The sequence below is a fragment of the Pseudomonas sp. GM21 genome, assembly GCF_000282215.1.
Taxonomy (GTDB): Bacteria; Pseudomonadota; Gammaproteobacteria; order Pseudomonadales; family Pseudomonadaceae; genus Aquipseudomonas.
Genome location: NZ_AKJS01000188.1, coordinates 1 through 20,711 on the forward strand (window position 1 = coordinate 1; position 20,711 = coordinate 20,711).

The window sequence follows — 20,711 nt, forward strand, 5'->3', positions numbered from 1 at the left end:
TCGGCGGCTGCCACGGCGCCGCCGTTCGAGCTGGCGCGTTTCCTGCAAGTCCCCTGAAAATCGCCATAAATCTAGCATGTGCGACGCCCTCAGACGCTGATGGGGGCCGCCGCATGCGATTTATCCAGATGGTCGCAAAGCCTTTTCAGGCTTGGGCTGGCCCTGTGACGAACAAGAGGGGAAAAGATGAAGGCAGTTATTCTGGCGGGTGGTCTGGGCACGCGTATCAGCGAAGAGTCACACCTCAAACCCAAGCCAATGATCGAGATCGGTGGCAAGCCAATTCTCTGGCACATCATGAAGCAATATTCCGCCCACGGGATTCACGACTTCGTGATTTGCCTTGGCTACAAGGGCTACGCAATCAAGGACTTCTTCGCCAACTACTTCCTGCACACCTCCGACGTCACATTCGACATGTCCAACAACCGCATGGACGTTCACCAGAACTACAGCGAGCCGTGGCGCGTGACCCTGATTGACACCGGTGAAGACACCATGACCGGTGGCCGCCTGCGTCGTGCCGCGCGTTATGTCGAAGGCGAGCGGGCGTTCTGCTTCACCTACGGCGACGGTGTTTCGGACCTGAACATTGGCGCCCTGGTGGACTTCCACCTGACCCACGGCAAGCTCGCGACCGTGACTGCCGTGCAGCCACCCGGACGTTATGGTGCTCTGGAGCGCGACGGTGACAGCGTCAAAGGGTTCGTTGAGAAGCCACGCGGTGACGGTGGCTGGATCAATGGCGGCTTCTTCGTGCTGTCGCCCAAAGTGCTGCCATACATTGCCGACGACCAGACTTCCTGGGAAGCCGAGCCTTTGGCCGCACTGGCCAAAGAGCAACAGTTACAAGCGTTCCAGCACGACGGCTTCTGGCACCCGATGGACACCCTGCGTGACAAAAACCACCTTGAGCACCTGTGGCAGAGTGGGGAGGCCCCATGGAAGCAATGGGACTGAGCCCTGCGTTCTGGCGCGGCAAGCGGGTTCTGCTGACCGGCCATACCGGCTTCAAGGGCAGTTGGTTGACGTTGTGGCTGCAGAGCCTCGGTGCCGAGGTCAGCGGGTTTTCGCTGGACCCGTCCACCGAGCCGAGCCTGTTCGAATTGGCGCAGGTTCACGAAGGCATCAACGATCAGCGCGGCGATCTGCGTGATCTGGGCGCGCTGCTGGAATTGATCGCCGAGACCCAACCGGAAATCGTCCTGCACCTCGCGGCCCAGCCGTTGGTGCGTGAAGGGTATCGCGACCCGCTGGGGACTTACTCCAGCAACGTCATGGGCACCCTCAATCTGCTTGAAGCGATCCGTCAGGTCGGTGGCGTGCGCGCCTGCGTGCTGGTGACCACCGACAAGGTCTACGCCAATCAGGAATGGCTGTGGCCGTACCGCGAAAACGAAGCCCTCGGTGGTCACGATCCCTACAGCAGCAGCAAAGCCTGCTGCGAGTTGCTGGCGCAGTCTTACGCGGCGTCGTTCTTCCCGGCTGAAAAGTACGCCGAACACGGGCTGGCCCTGGCCACGGCCCGCGCCGGCAATGTGCTGGGCGGCGGTGATTTTGCCCCTGAACGTTTGATTCCCGATGTGCTCAAGGCCTGGTCCGCCGACGAACCGGTGACCCTGCGCTACCCACAAGCCGTGCGCCCCTGGCAACACGCGCTGGAGCCGCTAGCCGGTTACCTGCAACTGGCGGCCGGCCTGTATGAACAAGGTCCGAAGTTTGCCGGTGCGTGGAATTTCGGCCCGAGTGAAGCGGACATGTGCAGCGTCGGCGAAGTCGTTGAATTGCTCGCCAACCGCTGGCCGCAAGCCCGTGGCTTGCGCATTGAACCGAGTGAGTTGCATGAGGCAGGGCTGTTGCGCCTGGACAGCAGCCGCGCCCGTCAATTGTTGGCCTGGCAACCGCGCTGGTCGTTGCAGCAGTGCCTGACCCAGACACTGGACTGGCACCTGGCCTGGCAAAATGGCGACGACATGCGCGCCTTCACGTTGGGCCAGTTGAACCAATACCGAGGCGCGCTGTGAGTGAGTTTCTGTTAAAGCCATTACCGTTGGCCGGCCTGTTCAGCGTGCAGCACAAACGCTTCGAGGATGAGCGCGGACACTTCGCCCGGCTGTTCTGCGAAGGCAGCCTGAGCGCGTTCGGTCAGCCATTTCATATCCGTCAGATCAATCATTCCTGCACCCGTGAGCGGGGCAGTGTGCGTGGCCTGCATTATCAAACTGCAAGTGCACCGGAAGCCAAGTTGATCACCTGCCTGCGCGGCGAAGTCTGGGATGTGGCGGTGGATTTGCGCCCGGATTCCGAGACCTTCCTGCACTGGCACGCCGAGCATCTGCGCGCCGGTGATGGTCGCAGCCTGCTGATCCCGGCCGGTTTCGCCCATGGCTTCCAGACCCTGACGGACGATGCCGAATTGCTCTACCTGCACAGTGCCGATTACACGCCTGCGCACGAGGGTGGGTTGAGCGTGAACGATCCACGGCTGGCGATTGCCTGGCCGTTGCCTGTCAATAATCTGTCGGTGCGCGATTCCAGCCATCCCTTGCTCGATCAACACTTCGCTGGAGTGCGTGTATGAACTGCCGTGGTTGCGGGACTTCTCTGGACTTGCCACTGATCGACCTCGGCACCTCGCCGCCGTCGAACGCTTACGTGCGCGCCGATCAGCTGGAGCAAGCCGAGCAATGGGTGCCGCTCAAGGTGGCGGTGTGTCAGCAGTGCTGGCTAGTGCAAACCGAGGATTACACCCGAGCCGACAGCTTGTTCGACGCCGAGTACGCCTACTTCAGTTCGTTCTCCAGCACCTGGCTGGCCCACGCCGAACGCTATGTCGCCGAGATGACCGAGCGCTTCGGTCTGACGACGGACAGCCGAGTGGTGGAAATTGCCGCCAACGACGGTTACCTGTTGCAGTACGTCGCCGGGCGCGGTATCCCGTGCCTGGGCGTCGAGCCGACTCGCAGCACCGCACAGGCGGCGCGGGACAAAGGCCTGGAGATTCGCGAACTGTTCTTCGGTCGCGACACTGCAGCGCAACTGGTCAGCGAAGGCTGGTCGGCGGACCTGATGGCCGCCAACAACGTGTTGGCCCACGTACCCGACATCAATGATTTTCTCGGCGGTTTTGCAACCTTGCTCAAACCGACTGGCGTGGCGACGTTCGAGTTTCCACAACTGCTGACGCTGATGGCCGGCCAGCAGTTCGACACGCTCTATCACGAACACTATTCCTACTTGTCGCTGACCGCCGTGCAAACCTTGTGCGAGCGCAATGGGCTGCACGTATTCGATGTCAGTCAGCTGCCGACCCATGGCGGTTCGCTGCGGGTTTTCGTCCAGCGTGCCGATGGCGTGCGTCGCGACGTGCAGCCAGCGGTTGCACAACAACTGCAAGCCGAACTCGCCGCCGGGGTGAAAACCGCCGAGTACTACGCGACCCTCGCGCCCGCCGCTGAACGCATCAAGCACGAATTGTTGCGCTTCCTGTTGCAGGCCAAGGCCGATGGCAAGCGCGTGGTCGGCTACGGTGCTGCTGCCAAGGGCAATACCTTGCTCAATTACGCCGGGGTCAAACCGGACCTGCTGGCCTGGGTAGCCGATGCCAACCCGCACAAGCAGGGCAAGTACCTGCCGGGCAGCCGCATTCCGATTATGTCGCCGGCGCAGATCGACATTGAGCAGCCCGATTACGTCTTGGTGCTGCCATGGAACCTGCTGCACGAAGTCAGTCAGCAATTGGCTCAGGTGCGTCAGTGGGATGGCCGTTTCGTGATCGCCGTGCCTGAGTTGACCATCCTGTGAAAGTCCTCGTGACCGGTGCCACCGGGTTTGTCGGCCGTCATTTGGTTGAAGCGTTGCTTGCCCGTGGTTGCGAAGTCCGGGCCGTGGCGCGTAATGCCGAGACCGCCGCGAATTTGCCGTGGATCAATGCGGTGGAGTTCATTGCTGCGGATATTCACGCTGACGATTTGAATATCGCGGCACTGACCGATGGTGTCGACGCGCTGGTGCATCTGGCTTGGCCAGGGTTGCCGAACTATCAGGCATTGTTTCACTTCGAGCACAACCTGATGGCTAATTACCGGTTCATCAAGGGCGCGGTCGAGGCGGGCGTCTCGCAAGTCCTGGTGACCGGTACCTGTTTCGAATACGGCCTGCAGAGCGGTCCGCTCAGCGAGCAAACAGCGCCGCAGCCGAGCAATCCCTACGGGTTGGCAAAAAACACGCTGCGTCTGTTTCTGCAAAATCTGCAGCGGGTTCAACCCTTCACCCTGCAATGGGCGCGGTTGTTTTACCTGCACGGCGAGGGGCAAAACCCGAACAGTTTGCTGGCGGCACTGGACCGGGCAATCGATGCCGGCGATGACAACTTCAACATGTCGGCCGGCGAGCAGTTGCGTGATTACCTGGCGATTGAAACGGCGGCCGGTTACCTCGCAACAATCGTGCAACAGCGCGAATTCGATGGCGTGATCAATTGTTCCAGTGGCCAGCCGGTTTCGGTGCGGGCGCTGGTCGAGCAGCGCCTGCGTGAGCGCGGCGCGTCGATCCATTTGAACCTCGGTCATTACCCATACCCGACTCACGAGCCAATGGCGTTCTGGGGCGTGGCGGATCGTTTGCAACAGCTATTGGGAGCAGAGCATGAGGCATGAGTTGTATCGGGCCGCCGGCCTGCCGGTGTTGCAAAACCGCACCTTTGCCGATGCCGCATCAGCCAGGGCTTCGGCGTGTGCCGACATGGTCCTGGTGCAGGATGAAAAGAGCGGGTTGATCTTCAACCAGGCTTTCGATGCCAACAAGCTTAGCTATGACGCCGACTACCAGAACGAGCAGGCGCATTCCGGTCAGTTCCAGAGGCACCTGGGTGATGTCGAGGGCATCATTGCCCGTCACTTCAAGGGCCAGGAGCTGATCGAAGTCGGCTGCGGCAAGGGCTACTTTCTCGAACTGCTCAAGGGCCTGGGCTACGCCATCACCGGCATCGACCCGGCCTATGAAGGCGACAACGCCGACGTGATCAAGGCGCCGTTCACTCGCGGCCTCGGTCTTGCTGCGGATGCCATCGTGCTGCGCCATGTGCTGGAACACATTCAGGATCCGGTGAGCTTCCTCGCCGAGATCGCGGACGCCAATCAGGGCGGGCAGATCTACATCGAAGTGCCGTGCTTCGACTGGATCCTCGAACACCGTGCCTGGTTCGATCTGTTCTACGAGCACGTCAATTATTTCCGTCTCGATGACCTGCGCCGGATGTTCGGCACCGTTCACGAGGCCGGCCACCTGTTCGGCGGCCAGTACCTGTACATCGTTGCAGACCTTGCGACCTTGCGCCTGACCCCGGAACACCCGGTGCCACGCCTGGACCTGCCTGAAGGTTTCACCGCGAGCCTTGCGCGTGCGGTGCAGATTATCCAGGACGCACCCGAGCAAGGTTCTGCGATCTGGGGAGCGTCGTCCAAAGGCGTGATCTATTCGCTGTTCCTGCAACGGGCCTGTGTGGCGGTAGACCGCGTGGTGGATATCAACCCGGCCAAACAGGGCCGGTATCTGCCGCTCAGTGGCGTGCGTGTTTCCTCGCCGCAAGAGGCCATGGACGCACTGCCCGAAGGCGCCAACCTGTTCGTGATGAATTCCAACTACCTCGAAGAAATCAAGCGGATGACCGATGGACGCTACGTCTATCACGCCGTCGACAGCGCTTCGTTCCAGTGACTATTGAGATTAGAAAAATGACTGACAACACCATCAATAAAGCCTTCGAAGCCGAATGTGCAGAACAAATCGCAGCTCAGGGCGACGACCAGAAACTCACCGGCCTGGCCCAGGATTTCTTCAATCAGTCGGCCAAGCACAAGTACAGCTACCACTTCTCGTGGATGGGCCGTCCGATCATTCAGCTGCCGCAAGACATGATGGCGATGCAGGAAATCATCTGGCAGGTCAAACCAGACCTGGTGATCGAATGCGGCATCGCCCACGGCGGCTCGATCATCTACTACGCCTCCTTGCTGGAGTTGCAAGGCCACGGTGAAGTGCTGGGCATCGACCTCGACATTCGCCCGCACAACCGCGAAGCCATCGAAAGCCACCCGATGAGCAAGCGCATCAAAATGATTGAAGGTTCGAGCATCGACGCGGGCATTGCTGCGCAAGTGCGCGCTGCCGCCGAAGGCAAGAAAGTCATCCTGGTTCTCGATTCCAACCACACCCACGATCACGTGCTCGAAGAGCTGCGCCTGTACGCACCACTGGTGTCGGTGGACAGCTACTGCGTGGTCATGGACACCGTGGTTGAGGACATGCCGGCCGATTTCTTCCCGGATCGTCCATGGGGCCCGGGCGACAACCCGAAGACCGCCGTATGGAAATACCTGGAAGAAAACGCTGACTTCGAAATCGACCGTCAGTTGCAGAACAAGCTGCTGATCACCGTGGCGCCGGACGGCTACCTGCGTCGCGTTCGTTAAGCAACAACATCATTGTTGAGTTCATCGGGCGTTAGCCGGTAGTGGGGAAGAAAATGCAAGGCAAGTACGGTACTGAAAGCGGATTACCACTGAACGAGTTGTTGACGGTGGTGCTGGTCACCCATAACCGTCCGGCCTTTGTGCGCCGGGCAGTCAAGTTTTACAGCGCCTTGCCTTGCAGGATTGTGCTGCTGGACTCTTCCTCCCAGGTCACCGATGGCATCGATGGCGTGTTCCCTTCGGTCGACTATCGGCATGTACCGCAGTTCGGCTATCAGGGCCTGCGGGCCAAGCTTGACTACGGCGTGCAACAGGTCTCCACGCCGTACATGGTGTTCGCCGCCGATGATGACTTCATAGTGCATGACGCGATCCAGGCTTCAGTTTCGTTCCTGGAGTCGAACCCGGATTACGGCATGTGCCACGGCTACTGCCTGATGTACCTGGCGTTGGCGAACAGCGTGAGTTACTACCGTCGGGACAAGAAGGTCTGTGAAGACTATTCGTCCGAGCGTGCTCAGGACCGGGTCATCGACTTCATGCAGCAGTACATTCCCCCGTTCTATGCCGTCCACCGTGTCGAGTTGTTGCGCGACTGGTACGCGGTCATGCCGGAGGACACCAGTTTCGAATGGCAGGAAATCGGCCATGCGTATTACATGCTGGCAAGGTCCAAGGCGCGAATGCTGCCCATTCCTTACGTTGTGCGTGAAGCCAATTACTTGGCTTCGGAGCACAAGACAGAGGTCTATATCACCGTCAGCGCCCGCGATGCCAAATCGGTGGCGGAGCGTGAGGAATTTGCCGAGTTGCTTTCTACATTACCAAGTGCGCAAACCGGACTGGAGCCGGCGCAGGGCAGGCAGCTGGCTCTGGACAGTTTTGAGGCCATGGCAGAGTGCCTGCGCTCCGGTTGCTCGTTGACCGCCGAACCGATTATCGAGTCGCGCTGGACCAACGTACAGGAGGGGCCGGATCGCCGCTTCGGGCCCTTGCAGTACGTTGAATTGCCATTCTACAACCAGTCGTTTTTTGATTTGCTGAGTCAGTATGAGTTCCTGTTGCATGCCATGCCCGCCGGCCGCCTTCAGCTTCAAAGGCTCGAAGGAATTTGGGCGGGCCAGGAAGACAAGATGCGGCCACGCAACAACGACACCGCCGAAAGCGTCATCGATCGGCTGTGGCGCGCATTTGACAGCAACCCATTCAACCGAAAAGTGGTCAAGCGTCTGGCGCAGCAGATGGAACTTCTGGATGCAGCCGACGAGGCGCGGAACATGTTCGCATGGGGCGAGCGCCTGGACGCAGTATCGACTCTAGGTCATGAAGAGGTGTTCGGAGCCATGCGCTCCGGACGCCTGCTCAAGTGGTTGGCAGCGCGCACGCCGGACGCCGACGAACTCGCCGCGACTTCGCGTCACCTGGCAGAACATAACGGAGGCCCGCAATTTGGCATTCTGATTTTGGATCTCGACAACGACGCGGCCAAGCTACAGATCACCCTCGATAGCCTGCTGGAAGGTCACAGTCATGCCTTCAGAATCGCGGTATTTACCACGGGCGAGCCGTCGGTGGCGACGACGGTGCATAACACCCTGCACTTTGTTCGCGTGACCCAGGCAAACTATGCCGACAAACTCAATCAGGTCGCGCGTCAATCGGCATGCGACTGGTTGATGCTGACCAACGCCGGTGATGAGTTCACCGTCGGCGGTCTGTTGCGCGCCGGTCTGGAGTTGCACGCCGCGCCCGACTGCCGAGCGGTGGCTGCAGACGAGATTCATCGCGATGCCTATGGTGCACTGGTTGACGTGTTCCGTCCCGGCTTCAACTTCGATTTGTTGCAAAGCCTGCCCGCATTGATGGCCCGGCACTGGCTGGTCCGCAAGGACGTATTGCTGGAGGCGGGCGGTTATCAAGCTGACTTCAGCAAGGCGCTCGAGTTCGACCTGTTGCTGCGCATCATTGAACAGGGCGGCCTGGCCTGGCTGGCTCATCTGGACGAACCGCTGCTGATCGCCCCTGCACCCGTGCTGGAGGAAAATGCCCACGAGCGACAGACGTTGATCCGTCATCTCGCAACCCGTGGCTACAAGGCGCAAGTCACTTCGGACGAGCCGGGTACTTACCGCATCGACTACCGTCACACTGAGCGTCCGCTGGTGTCGATCATCGTGCCGAGCCAGGACAATCTGGCGCAGTTGCAACGTTGCGTGACCGCCATTGTGCAACGCACCCGCTACACCCGTTACGAAGTGCTGATCGCCGATAACGCGAGCCTGTCCGCCGATATCCTGCAGTGGCTGGACGGGCTGGGGCAGCCGGGCGACAGGGTCCGCGTTCTGCGGGTACCCGAACGCCTCAGCGCGTCGGCCTTGTACAACGAAGCCAGCCAACAGGCCCAGGGTGAATACCTGGTGCTGTTGGCGGCAGACAGTGAAGTGGTTAACCCGAACTGGCTCGAATCCCTGCTCAACCAGGGCCAGCGCCCGGAAGTCGGCGTTGTCGGTGCCAAACTGCAGGACCGTGACGGCAACGTCACCCAGGCCGGGCTGATTCTGGGCATGAACGACGGCGTCGGTTCGGCCTTTGTCGGTGAGCCGAAAGATGCCAAGGGCTACCTTAATCGTTTGGTGCTGGAACAAAACTACTCAGCCGTATCGGCCGTGTGCCTGATGATCCGCAAAGCATTGTTCGACGACTTGGGCGGGCTGGACGAAGGCGTATTCGCCGATGCCTTCAGCGATGTGGATCTGTGCCTGAAGGTCGGTCAAGCGGGATATCTGGTGGTGTGGACGCCACAGGTTCAGGTCATTCACCCCGGCACCATGCCAGAAGCACCCCAGGCCCTTCAGGCCTTGCGTGATAAATGGCCCGGGCCATTCCAGCACGATCTGGCGTACAACAAGAACCTCGCCCTGACCGGCAAGGGTTTCACCCTTGGCAACGCGTCCAGCGTGGATTGGGCGCGGTTGCTGGCTTAAGTTGCCTGATCGGCAAAAGGACTCATCACATGTACAACGGCAAAATGATGTTCAAGGACGCTCATGCGTGCTCGCTGGTTGGGCGTTGTGTCGAGTCTCGGCCATGATGCCCTACCGGATTCCTTACGGTCGGCAAAACATTGATCAGACCGATATTGACGCGGTCATGGAAGTGCTCAACTCGCCCTGGCTGACTCAGGGGCCGACGATTGAGCGCTTCGAAAAAGCCTTGGCCAACCACTGTCAGGCCGAGTACGCCATCGCCGTGTGCAACGCCACGGCGGCGCTGCACATTGCCTGTCTGGTCGCCGGGCTCGGGCCGGGAGACTGGCTCTGGACCAGTCCCAACACCTTCGTCGCGTCGGCCAACTGCGGTCGTTACTGTGGTGCCGAGGTCGACTTTGTCGACATCGATCCGCGAACGCTCAACATGGACGCACGGTTGCTGGCAGAGAAACTCGAAATGGCCGAAGCCGCGGGCAAATTGCCTAAAGTGGTGGTAGCGGTGGCGTTCGCCGGGCAGAGTTGCGACATGCGAGCCATCTCGGCGTTGTCCGAGCGCTACGGCTTTACGCTGATCGAGGACGCTTCGCACGCAGTGGGCGCCTCGTATCTGGGGCGGCCGGTCGGTTGTGGCCAATACGCCGACATGACGATTTTCAGCTTTCACCCGGTCAAGATCATTACCACTGCCGAAGGTGGCATGGTACTGACCAATCGCCCGGAGTTCGCCGAGCGTTTGCGGCGTCTGCGCAGTCATGGCATTACCGGTGATCCGGCGCAGATGAACGTGCCGGAGACGGGGTTGTGGTACTACCAACAGCTGGAGCTGGGCTTCAACTACCGCATGACCGATCTACACGCGGCGCTGGGGTTGTCGCAAATGGCGCGCCTGGATACGTTTGTCGCCAAGCGTCGTCAATTGGCCGCGCGCTATGAAACACTGCTGGCTGGTATCGCGGTGACATTGCCGGTGGCTCAGCCCGGTGCCGAGTCTGCCTGGCACCTGTTTGTGGTCCGGTTGCAGTTGTCACAGATCACGCTCAACCAGACTCAGGTGTTCGAAGCGCTGAGAGCGGCCGGGCTGGGCGTGAACCTGCACTATATTCCGGTGCATTTGCAGCCGTATTATCGTGAGCAAGGTTTCAAGGACGGCGACTTTCCTCAGGCCGAACGTTATTTTTCCGAGGCCATCAGCTTGCCGCTGTATCCCGACCTGACGGACGCAGAGCAAGAGGAAGTGGTGGCGCATTTGAGGCGAATTCTGGGTTGAACAGCATGATTTATCCTCGCGTGTCGGAATGTGGGCTGTGAGCAGCGTCGCCATCATTCCTGCGCGTGGCGGCAGCAAGCGCATACCCCGCAAGAACCTCAAGCCGTTCGACGGCGTGCCGATGATCGTTCGCTCGATTCGTACGGCGCTGGATTCGGCGCTGTTCGATCAAGTGATCGTCAGCACCGACGATGACGAAATCGCCGAGGTCGCGTGCCAACACGGCGCTCATGTGCCGTTCATGCGTCCGGCATCGTTGGCGGATGATTTCACCGGCACGGCGGCGGTGATGGTTCATGCCTTGCGCGAACTGCCGGCGTTCGATTATGCCTGCTGCATCTACGCCACCGCGCCGCTGTTGCAGGCGCGGTATCTGCGTGAAGGACTGGAGGTGCTGGAGCGCCATCCGGACAAGTCGTTCGCGTTTTCGGTGGCCGGTTTCGGCTTCCCGGTTCAGCGCGCATTGACCGTCGACGAAGAGGGTGCCTTGACCTCGCTTTACCCGGAATTTCGCAACACCCGTTCACAGGATCTGGCCGAAGCGTTTCAGGACGCCGGCCAGTTCTATTGGGGGCGTAGCGAGGCCTGGTTGCGCGGGGATGTACTGTTTTCCCCAGTGAGCCTGCCGGTGATCCTGCCCCGGCATCTGGTGCAGGACATCGACACCCTCGAAGACTGGACGCGCGCTGAATATTTGTACGCTGCGTTGAAAGCCGGTGGTGAATTGCAATGAGAGTGCTGATTCGTTCCGACGCTTCGCCGACCATTGGCAGCGGCCATATCGCACGCTTGTTGCCACTGGCCAGGATTTTACGCAAGCAGGGTTCGCACGTGGCGTTTGCCTGTCGCCTGCTGCCGGGACATCGACTGGATGTCCTGGCGAGCGAAGGCTTCGAAACGTTTGCGCTGCCGGCTCGTTATGCCGATGAAGACCCGCAACAAGCCATCGAGTCGATGCTGCCGTGGCAAGCGGATATAGACGCGTTGGCACAGGCGCTGGAACACCAGCCGGCGTTCGACTGGATCATCGTCGACCACTATGGCCTCGACCATCACTGGCAGAGCGCAGCCCGGCGCTGGGCACCCCGGATCGCTGCGGTGGATGACCTCGCGACGCGTACCTACAACGTTGATTTGCTGCTCAATCAGAACCTGTCCGGTACGCCTGAGGCTTACACCTCGTTGCTGCCGCCGGACTGCCAGACCTTGCTCGGCCCGCGTTTTGCGATGTTGCGAGATGAGTTCTGCTGCCCGGCCATCGAGATCAGGCCGCAGGCCAAGCGGGTGCTGGTGAACTTCGGTGGCTTCGATGCCGCGATGCAGACCCACCACGCGATGTTGGCGCTGAAGGATTTCCATCACCTGGAGGTCGATTTTGTTGCCGGTGCCGATAACCCGGCCTGGGAGCAGATGCAGGCGCTGGCGGCGACTCGTGCGAACTGGCGCTTGCACAGTTTTGTCAGCGACTTCTATCGGTTGATGACCCAGGCCGATCTGTTTGTCGGTGCTGGCGGCGGCACCAGTTGGGAGCGGGCGGCCCTGGGGTTGCCGACGATTTGCATTGCGGTGGCGAATAATCAGCAGGCCAATGGCGAAGTGATGGCGACGGCGGGAGCGCATGTCTATCTGGGGCCTCGTGAGCAGGTCAGCGTTGAGCAACTGCGCCAGGCCGTGGGTTTTGTCTCGGACAATCAGGGCTTGCGCCAGGGTCTTGCCGAACGCTCTCGGCAATTGGTCGATGGCCGAGGCGCGCAGCGCGTGGCCGCCGCATTGGCCGGTGCCGTTTTACACATGCGCCCGGCGACCCAGGCCGATGCGCAATTGTTGTACGAGGGACGCAACGCCGAGGCCGTACGACGCTGGTCGCTGGAGACCCGCGTCATTGACTGGCCCGCCCATCAAAACTGGCTGACCGCCAGCTTGAGTAATGACTATCGCTTGCTGTTGATCGCCGAGGCGGATGACGGTCCGGTGGGTGTGGTGCGTTATGACCTGCGCGGCTTTGAAGCCGAAGTGTCGATTTATCTGTTTGAAGGCCGTTTCGGTCTGGGCTGGGGCAGGGCGCTGCTGGCTCGGGGCGAGGCGTTCGTATCCGCCCACTGGCCACAACTGACGGCCATTACCGCTCAGGTGCTACCGACGAACCAGCCGTCGCTGAAGGTCTTTCGCGAAGCCGGTTTCACCCAGAGTGCCTGCGCGTTCACGCGCGTATTGAAGGATCACCGCAATGACTAGTTTCAAGATCGGCAACTGCTTGATCGGTGCTGACGCGCCGCCCTTCATCATCGCCGAGATGAGTGGCAACCATAATCAGTCCCTGGACATGGCACTGCGGATCGTCGAAGCGGCGGCCAAGGCCGGCGCTCATGCCTTGAAATTGCAAACCTACACCGCTGACACCATGACCCTGGACCTGTCCGAAGGCGCGTTCTTCATCAAGGATCCCAACAGCCTGTGGGCTGGAACGTCGTTGTACGCGTTGTACGAGAAGGCCCATACACCGTGGGAATGGCATGCGCCGATTTTCGCCCGGGCCAAAGAACTGGGGATGCTGGCTTTTTCCACGCCGTTTGATGACACCGCCGTCGACTTCCTCGAAAGCCTCGACGTGCCAGCCTACAAAATCGCCAGTTTCGAGAACACTGACCTGCCGCTGATTCGCCGGGTTGCCGCCACGGGCAAGCCATTGATTATCTCCACCGGCATGGCCAGCATTGCCGAACTCGATGAAACCGTACGCGCCGCCCGTGAGGCCGGTTGCCAGGACCTGGTGCTGCTCAAGTGCACCAGCACTTATCCCGCGACTCCGGCCAACAGCAACGTGCGCACGATTCCCCATCTGCGCGAATTGTTTGGTTGCCAGGTTGGTTTGTCCGATCACTCCATGGGTGTCGGGGTTTCCGTGGCGGCGGTGGCGCTGGGGGCTACGGTCGTGGAGAAGCATTTCACCCTCGACCGTGCCGCGGGTGGCGTAGACGCCAGCTTCTCACTGGAACCGGCCGAGCTCGAAAGCCTGGTGATCGAAACAGAACGGGCCTGGCAGGCAATGGGCCAGGTGCATTACGGGGTCACTGACGCCGAGCGCAAATCGCTGGTGTACCGTCGCTCGCTCTATGTCACCCAGGACATGGCCGCCGGTGAACCTTTTACCCCGGCCAATCTGCGCGCCATTCGTCCGGGCCTCGGGTTGGCCCCCAAACACGCTGAAACCCTTCTGGGCCGCCATGCCCGCCACGCCATCGTGCGTGGAACCCCTCTGGATTGGTCGCTGGTCGAGTAACACCTTATCGGGTTGATTCGGCAAAATAGAGTGACCTGCGAGTCATAACGCGCATCTTCACTGTATTGTATTAATCGGGAAGGTGGCGCCCGGCCTGTTTCTGGTCCAGTGATAGCCTTTTATTCTTCCCGCCGTCGTCGCTAAAGGCGACGTTTTTCTTTGTTTGTCGGCGCCCCTCGAATCATTGCGAGCGGTGGTATTGGGCTGTTTATTATTGGGAAGCCGTAATGATTGGCATAAAAAGCATTGCGAGCTACGTTCCTGTAGCCGGCATAGACAATTACGCACAAGGTGCAAAATTCGAAAAGGATGAAGAATTCATCCTCGGCAAAATCGGCTCGGCCTTCCTGCCGCGCAAAGGCGCCGGGCAGGAAACGTCGGACCTGTGTGTCGAAGCCGCTAACGCGCTGTTCGCCAACAACCCTGATCTGAAACGTGAAGCCATCGACGTGCTGATCGTGGTCACCCAAAACGGTGACGAAGAAGGCCTGCCACACACCGCTGCCATCGTTCAGGACAAACTCGGCCTGCCAACCACCGTGGCGGCGTTCGATATTTCCCTGGGTTGCTCTGGCTACGTCTATGGGATCTACGCGATCAAGGGCTTCATGGAAGCCGCCGGCCTGAAGAATGGCCTGCTGATTACTGCCGATCCGTACTCCAAGATCGTCGACCCGGAAGACCGCAACACCACCATGCTGTTCGGCGATGCCGCCACGGCGACCTGGATGGGTGAAAACGCACCCTGGCAGTTGGGCAAAGCCAAGTTCGGCACCGACGGTTCCGGTGCGCCGCACCTGAAGGTGACCGATGGCGTGTTCTTCATGAACGGTCGTCAGGTGTTCAACTTTGCATTGCTCAAAGTCCCGGCGCATTTGCATGAGCTGCTGGCCGATTCGCAGCTGACGGCTGACGACATCGATGCCTTCTGCATCCACCAGGGCAGCGCGGCGATTGTCGATGCCGTGGCACGTCGCTTCGAAGGCGACCCGGAGAAGTTCATCAAGGACATGGTCGAGACCGGTAATACCGTGTCGTCGAGCATTCCGTTGCTGCTGGAAAAACACGTTCTGGATTCCAGCTGGAGGCGTGTTGCGCTGAGTGGTTTCGGCGTTGGATTGTCGTGGGGTTCGGCGATTCTCTATCGCCCCTGACCGGAACTTTGTGGCATAAAAAATAGCGCTCAGGGTGTAATCTTGAGCGCTATTTTTTTATAGGGTGAGCGAGGCGATATGAGCGACAGCTTTGACCACAATGCTCAGGTGATAGAGCGACGCTGGCCGGCGCTGTTTGCGCGGTTGATGACCGAAGGCAGCCTGCAAGAGCAAGTTGAACTGGTGGAAGGTTTGGGGTCGACCCTGAGCATTGCCGGCATTCAGATTACCAGTCGGCACGACCGCACGCGTGAAGCGCAACTGCAGGCCGCCAGCCTGCCATCGGCCAGTCCAATCGTGCATGTCTATGGCACAGGGTTGGGGGACTTGCAGTGCGTCTTGCTAGAAGGCACCGATCTTCAGCGTGTGTACGTGCATATCCTCAACGGAGCTATTTTCCTGTTGACGCTGCAGTTACTCGATCAGCGTCACTGGCTAAGCGACCCACGGGTCGAATTGAGGTACGCCGGTGATTCGCCGGACATCCACTTCCCGTTTTTTGCATTGCCCTCCGAGATGCTGTTGGCTGATGACTTCAATGCCAAAATCCGCGACCGGCTGATCAGTGAAGTGCACCTTGCTTTCAATAATCGCGAGTTCGATCCGCAGTGCCCGCAAATCATCCAGCGGCTGGAAGAGAGTGTTGAGCTTGTCCGCCACGACGCCGATGTCGCCGAGTTGTTTGCGACATGTCCGGGGCGGGAAGTGTATGTGATTGCCACGGGGCCTACCCTGGAACAGCATTTCGAGCAACTTCGGACTGTGCGCACACAGGAACCGAGACCCTTGTTCATCTGCGTCGATACTGCTTATCGACCCTTGCGCGAGCATGGCATTAAGCCCGACCTGGTGGTTAGTATCGATCAGCGCATCAGTTTCAGGCATTTACCGCCCGAGGACACTGGCGATATCCCTCTGGTCTATCTGCCCTTGAGTGACCCTCAGGTCCTGGCGGCCTGGCAGGGACCTCGTTACGTCGGGTATTCCGCCAGCCCGGTCTATGCCGCTATGCGCCAGCAAATCAGCAAGGCTGAACTGTATGTCGGTGGCAGTGTGATCCATCCGGCGGTGGATCTGGCTGTGAAGTTGGGCGCGGACCGGATAACGCTGTTCGGTGCCGACTTTGCGTTTCCCATGAACAAAACACATGCCGGCTGGGGCGACGGCGACCTCGGGCCAGGGGTGAACCAGGCCAGGCATTGGGTAATCGACGGGAACAACCAGCGCGTGCGCACGCAGCTGAATTTTCGCAGTTATCTGTGTGAGCTGGAGCGCTACATTGCCGGGCATCCACAGGTGCGTTTTTTTAACAGCAGTCGAGCCGGCGCGATGATTGTGGGTACGACATTCAATCAGGAGTTCGTGCGGTGAGCGAGTTTGCACAATGTGTCATCGATTGCCGTCAATGCGCCGGACTGTTTCGTCTTGGGCGGGATGTTGAGGCGGCGCTAAATATGGTCGATATCTTCGAAAAATCCCAAGCGCTGTTTAGTCAGACGCCTCAAGCGATCCAGCAGCAGTGGGCGCAATTGCTCCTGTCGATGTTCGCTGCTCAAGAAGCACAGGACTGGCTGGGGCTGGCGGATTCGATGGAGTATGAGTTGATCGATTTGCTGGAAGCGGATCAGTCTCATCGCTAAGCGGCCATCTGCTGGCCAGCACGATTTATTCGTTCGTGTTGCGAGCAGTTTTCTGACGTCATTTTTCTCTCGTTGGTGTTATGCAAGCCTTTGTTTTCGTAGGGGGTGGCAGTGTGATGGCATTTTTTTTCAAAAAAGCCCTCAAGCAACCTGCAATCGCGACGATAACAATTACGAAGGTTCTCTAGGCCATACCCGGCGGTTGCCAGGGCCGGAAGCCAGTACCCAACCAACGAGGAATTCACCATGCCATTAGGCGTAAACACCAACGTTGCATCCCTGTCTGTTCAAAAGCAACTGGGCAAGGCAACTGACGCGCTGTCTACCTCCATGACTCGTCTGTCTTCCGGTCTGAAAATCAACAGCGCTAAAGACGACGCCGCCGGCCTGCAGATCGCTACCCGTATGACCAGCCAGATTCGTGGTCAGACCGTAGCCATCAAAAACGCCAACGACGGTATCTCGATGGCTCAGACCGCTGAAGGCGCGATGCAGGAGACCACCAACATTCTGCAGCGTATGCGTGAACTGGCTGTTCAGGCACGTAACGGTACCAACATCACCGCTGACCGTACTGCAACCAACGCCGAATTCGCTCAGTTGTCCGATGAGCTGACTCGTATTGCTCAGAGCACCAACCTGAACGGCAAAAACCTGCTGGACGGTTCTGCTGGCACCATGGTCCTGCAAGTCGGTTCCAACACCGGCGCCGCTAACCAGATTTCCCTGGTCCTGAGCAGCAGCTTCGCCGCCTCCAGCTTGAACGTTGGCACCGGTGCCGTTGCTCTGACTGGTGCTACCAGTGCTACCGCTTTCACGAACATCGACGCTGCAATCACCGCGATCGACACCGCTCTGAACACCGTGAACGCCACTCGTGCCAACCTGGGTGCTTCGCAAAACCGTCTGGCCAGCACCATCTCCAACCTGCAGAACGTCAACGAAAACGCCACCGCTGCACTGGGTCGCGTACAAGACACTGACTTCGCTTCTGAAACTGCCAACCTGACCAAACAGCAAACTCTGCAACAAGCTTCCACCGCTGTTCTGGCTCAAGCCAACCAGTTGCCTTCCGCTGTACTGAAACTGCTTCAGTAATTTCGGATGAGTTTTGGCGGGGGAGTGCGCTGGTCGTGCTCTCTCGCTTTTTGCTTTAGGAGGTGATGGAAATGGACGTGAGCGTAAAGCTGAACTTGTCATATCTGGCCGCTCAGCCTGCGAGCGCAGTTGGCGCTCAACCGGCTGGCGTTCCCCGCCGCGCAAGCGATACCGTTCAAGCGGTGGCAGAAAGTAAAGACTCGGATTCGACCAAGCTGAAACTGGCCGTGCAGGAGATCGAGAAATTTGTTCAGTCGATCAAGCGCAATCTAGAATTCTCGATAGATGAGACTTCCGGCAAAGTGGTGGTGAAGGTGATTGCTACGGAGTCCGGTGAAGTGGTGCGACAAATCCCTTCCGAAGAAGCCCTGACGCTGGCGGAGAGTTTGGCGACGGCGAGCAACGTGTTGTTTCACGCCAAAGCCTGACTGCTGGCATGAATCGTGGTTGTGCGTTGAAGTGACGGCGTAATCGGTCAAAAGACCGGCGGCAGACATAAAGGGAGATGTACATGGCAAGTCCAATTACACCAGGTTTGGGCCTTGGGTCCGGCATCGATATCAACTCGATCGTCACAGCGTTGGTCAACAGCGATAAATCGGCCAAGCAGACCCAGATCACGACCCAGACCAAGCTCACTACATCGAAAATTTCTGGTGTGGGCACACTCAAAAGTGCTCTGGCTGCCTATCAGACCGCCATGACCAAGCTCAGTAGCGCAACTAGCCCTGCGTTCAGCGGTTTTGCGGCCACTTCGTCGGCAACGTCAATCCTGACGGCGACCTCTGACAACACCGCCGTAAACGGTACTTACACCATTAAGGTCAACAACCTGGCTACGGGTTCCAAAGTTGCCAGCGCTTCCTTTGCAGGTGGGGCGACCAGTGCCATTCCGACTGGGACTTTGAGCATCAGTCAAAATGGCACTGCCTATAGCGTTGCGATACCGACCGGTGCGACCTTGCAGTCCACTCGTGACGCGATCAACTCAACGCTCAATGCCCAAGGCATTTCGGCCAACATTGTCACAGACAGCAATGGTTCGCGTCTGGTGATCGGGTCGACCACGACCGGCAGCGGCTCGGATCTTGTTGTCAGTGGCATTGCCGGTCTTGCCATCGACGGCAAGCAGTTGATGGGGACTATTCCTGATCCTGCGAACCCGGGGGCAACTCTGCCTGATCCGAACAGCGCCGGTACCATTGGAGCGCTGGCTACTGATGCGAGCCTGACAATCGATGGTCTGGCAGTGACCAGCAAAACCAACACCATCAACTCGTCAGTGAGCGGCTTGAGCATGACCCTGGTGGCAGCGGGCACTTCGACGGTGACCGTGGCGACCAACACGACGGGGTTGCAGACTTCGATACAAGCCTTTGTCGATGCCTACAACACGTTGGTGAAAACGATCAGCTCGCTGACTCAGGCCACTCCCGATGCTGATGGCAAGCTAACCGTTTCCGCTGCAATGACCGGTGACTCCATGCCGCGTTCGTTGCTTGCCGATATCCGCAAGGAGTTGACCACCCCAGGCCCAGGTGGGCAGTTGTCGGTGCTGGCGCAGTTAGGTATCACCACCGATCAGAAAGCCGGCACGTTGAACTTTGACTCTGCAAAATTCACTACGGCAATGACCAACAAGTCGCTGGGTGGTCAGGTTCAAACGCTTTTTACCGGTACGAACAGCACGAATGGCCTTTTGGCCCGGATGAGCGCGGCAATCAAACCCTACTCCCAGACCGGTGGCATTCTTGATCAGCGCACCACCAGTCTGAACAAGCAGAAAAGCGATCTGAGCACTCAGCAGGTGGCATTGGACTTGCGCGTGACCACACTGACAGCGACGCTGACAGCCAAGTACAACGCCATGGATCTGCTGGTCGGGCAGATGAAAGCGACGGCGACTAACATCACCTCGTTCTTCGATAGCTTGAATGCACAGGCCTCCAAAAGCTAATCGATGAGCCCATGACAAAAACCCGGCTGCGATTTTAAACGCGCCGGGTTTTTGTCTTCTGTTTTAAAGTTTTTTGACTCTATGACGATATATTGGTTAGGCGAGCCCTAGAGTTGTGATGAGGTAAGAACATGAATCCGATGATGGCCCTTCGGCAATATCAGAAAGTTGGAGCGCAAGCTCAAGTCTCCGAAGCCAGTCCGTACCGCTTGGTACAGATGCTGATGGAAGGTGGGCTGGATCGTATCGCCCAGGCCAAAGGCGCCATGGAGCGTAAAGATATTCCGAACAAGGGTGTTCTGATCGGCAAGGCCATTGGCATTATTGGCGGTTTGCGCGAAGGTCTGGACCTTGAGAACAAGGCGCAAGAAGTAGAGAGACTGGATAATCTCTATATCTACATGATGAAGCGTCTGGCAGAGGCGAACATCAAGACCGATCCAGTGATTCTTGACGAAGTCTCCGACTTGCTTCGCACCGTAAAAGACGGCTGGGATGGCATTGCCGCGCCGGGTCCGCAATTTTAAGGGGGTCACCATGAGTCTTGTATTGCAGCGAATCGAACACACCCGTGAAGCGTTGGTCGGTGCATTGGCCGAACGCAACTGGGAGGCCATCGGCGAGTTGGACCTGGCGTGCCGTTCCTGCATGGAAGATGTCTTGAGTGAAGCGTCGGTGGACGAGGCCGCGTTGCGCGACAATCTGGAGGGGTTGCTGGGGGTGTACAAGCAGCTTCTGGAAGCCGCAACGGGGGCGAGGCAAGCGATAGTTGATGAGATGTCGCAGATCCATCAAGCACAGAACGCGGCAAAGGTTTACCATCTGTTCGGTTAATTAATCCTCAGTTAATCC

General features: G+C 58.9%; 20 protein-coding genes. All 20 read left to right on the forward strand.

Going from position 1 to position 20,711, the window contains the following annotated elements:
* Positions 1-186 precede the first annotated feature (186 nt).
* Positions 187-960 carry a glucose-1-phosphate cytidylyltransferase gene (gene rfbF, locus PMI22_RS02770; RefSeq protein WP_007948876.1) on the forward strand — a complete coding sequence of 258 codons (774 nt, stop codon included), beginning with the start codon at positions 187-189 and terminating at the stop codon, positions 958-960.
* On the forward strand, positions 942-2,024 hold the full coding sequence (rfbG, locus tag PMI22_RS02765) for a CDP-glucose 4,6-dehydratase (RefSeq protein WP_007948877.1): 1,083 nt from the start codon (positions 942-944) through the stop codon (positions 2,022-2,024). Before rfbF ends, rfbG begins: the two co-directional genes overlap by 19 nt.
* Positions 2,021-2,581, forward strand: coding sequence for a dTDP-4-dehydrorhamnose 3,5-epimerase family protein (locus tag PMI22_RS02760; protein ID WP_007948878.1), 561 nt, complete (start codon positions 2,021-2,023; stop codon positions 2,579-2,581). Before rfbG ends, PMI22_RS02760 begins: the two co-directional genes overlap by 4 nt.
* Positions 2,578-3,804: a class I SAM-dependent methyltransferase gene (locus PMI22_RS02755; RefSeq protein WP_007948879.1), complete on the forward strand. Its 1,227-nt coding sequence runs from the start codon at positions 2,578-2,580 to the stop codon at positions 3,802-3,804. Before PMI22_RS02760 ends, PMI22_RS02755 begins: the two co-directional genes overlap by 4 nt.
* A complete protein-coding gene (locus PMI22_RS02750) occupies positions 3,801-4,658 on the forward strand; it encodes an NAD-dependent epimerase/dehydratase family protein (RefSeq protein ID WP_007948880.1) in 858 nt (285 codons plus the stop codon). The genes PMI22_RS02755 and PMI22_RS02750 overlap by 4 nt, the downstream gene beginning before the upstream one ends.
* On the forward strand, positions 4,648-5,718 hold the full coding sequence (locus tag PMI22_RS02745) for a class I SAM-dependent methyltransferase (RefSeq protein WP_007948881.1): 1,071 nt from the start codon (positions 4,648-4,650) through the stop codon (positions 5,716-5,718). Before PMI22_RS02750 ends, PMI22_RS02745 begins: the two co-directional genes overlap by 11 nt.
* A 17-nt stretch (positions 5,719-5,735) precedes the next feature.
* Positions 5,736-6,473, forward strand: coding sequence for a cephalosporin hydroxylase family protein (locus tag PMI22_RS02740; protein WP_007948882.1), 738 nt, complete (start codon positions 5,736-5,738; stop codon positions 6,471-6,473).
* A gap of 53 nt (positions 6,474-6,526) precedes the next feature.
* Positions 6,527-9,457 carry a TIGR00180 family glycosyltransferase gene (locus tag PMI22_RS02735; protein WP_007948883.1) on the forward strand — a complete coding sequence of 977 codons (2,931 nt, stop codon included), beginning with the start codon at positions 6,527-6,529 and terminating at the stop codon, positions 9,455-9,457.
* A 103-nt stretch (positions 9,458-9,560) separates the two neighbouring features.
* Positions 9,561-10,730 carry a UDP-4-amino-4,6-dideoxy-N-acetyl-beta-L-altrosamine transaminase gene (pseC, locus tag PMI22_RS02730; protein WP_007948884.1) on the forward strand — a complete coding sequence of 390 codons (1,170 nt, stop codon included), beginning with the start codon at positions 9,561-9,563 and terminating at the stop codon, positions 10,728-10,730.
* A gap of 37 nt (positions 10,731-10,767) precedes the next feature.
* Positions 10,768-11,463, forward strand: a complete 696-nt coding sequence (gene pseF, locus PMI22_RS02725; RefSeq protein WP_033049751.1) for a pseudaminic acid cytidylyltransferase — start codon at positions 10,768-10,770, stop codon at positions 11,461-11,463.
* On the forward strand, positions 11,460-12,965 hold the full coding sequence (gene pseG / locus PMI22_RS02720) for a UDP-2,4-diacetamido-2,4,6-trideoxy-beta-L-altropyranose hydrolase (protein ID WP_007948887.1): 1,506 nt from the start codon (positions 11,460-11,462) through the stop codon (positions 12,963-12,965). Before pseF ends, pseG begins: the two co-directional genes overlap by 4 nt.
* Complete coding sequence (gene pseI / locus PMI22_RS02715; RefSeq protein ID WP_007948889.1) at positions 12,958-14,010, forward strand: pseudaminic acid synthase; 1,053 nt, start codon at positions 12,958-12,960, stop codon at positions 14,008-14,010. The genes pseG and pseI overlap by 8 nt, the downstream gene beginning before the upstream one ends.
* Before the next feature lie 227 nt (positions 14,011-14,237).
* Positions 14,238-15,164, forward strand: a complete 927-nt coding sequence (locus PMI22_RS02710; RefSeq protein WP_007948890.1) for a ketoacyl-ACP synthase III — start codon at positions 14,238-14,240, stop codon at positions 15,162-15,164.
* 78 nt (positions 15,165-15,242) lie between these two features.
* A complete protein-coding gene (locus tag PMI22_RS02705; RefSeq protein ID WP_007948891.1) occupies positions 15,243-16,535 on the forward strand; it encodes a motility associated factor glycosyltransferase family protein in 1,293 nt (430 codons plus the stop codon).
* Entirely contained in the window at positions 16,532-16,804 is a 273-nt protein-coding gene (locus PMI22_RS02700; RefSeq protein WP_007948892.1) for a hypothetical protein, read from the forward strand. The genes PMI22_RS02705 and PMI22_RS02700 overlap by 4 nt, the downstream gene beginning before the upstream one ends.
* A gap of 246 nt (positions 16,805-17,050) precedes the next feature.
* Positions 17,051-17,902 (forward strand): flagellin domain-containing protein, encoded by an 852-nt coding sequence (locus PMI22_RS02695; RefSeq protein WP_007948893.1) that lies wholly within the window; start codon positions 17,051-17,053, stop codon positions 17,900-17,902.
* 71 nt (positions 17,903-17,973) lie between these two features.
* A complete protein-coding gene (locus tag PMI22_RS02690) occupies positions 17,974-18,330 on the forward strand; it encodes a flagellar protein FlaG (protein WP_007948894.1) in 357 nt (118 codons plus the stop codon).
* 83 nt (positions 18,331-18,413) lie between these two features.
* Positions 18,414-19,859, forward strand: a complete 1,446-nt coding sequence (fliD, locus tag PMI22_RS02685) for a flagellar filament capping protein FliD (RefSeq protein WP_007948895.1) — start codon at positions 18,414-18,416, stop codon at positions 19,857-19,859.
* A 131-nt stretch (positions 19,860-19,990) separates the two neighbouring features.
* Positions 19,991-20,386 (forward strand): flagellar export chaperone FliS, encoded by a 396-nt coding sequence (fliS, locus tag PMI22_RS02680; protein ID WP_007948896.1) that lies wholly within the window; start codon positions 19,991-19,993, stop codon positions 20,384-20,386.
* A 10-nt stretch (positions 20,387-20,396) separates the two neighbouring features.
* Positions 20,397-20,693, forward strand: coding sequence for a hypothetical protein (locus PMI22_RS02675; RefSeq protein WP_007948897.1), 297 nt, complete (start codon positions 20,397-20,399; stop codon positions 20,691-20,693).
* Positions 20,694-20,711: the final 18 nt, after the last annotated feature.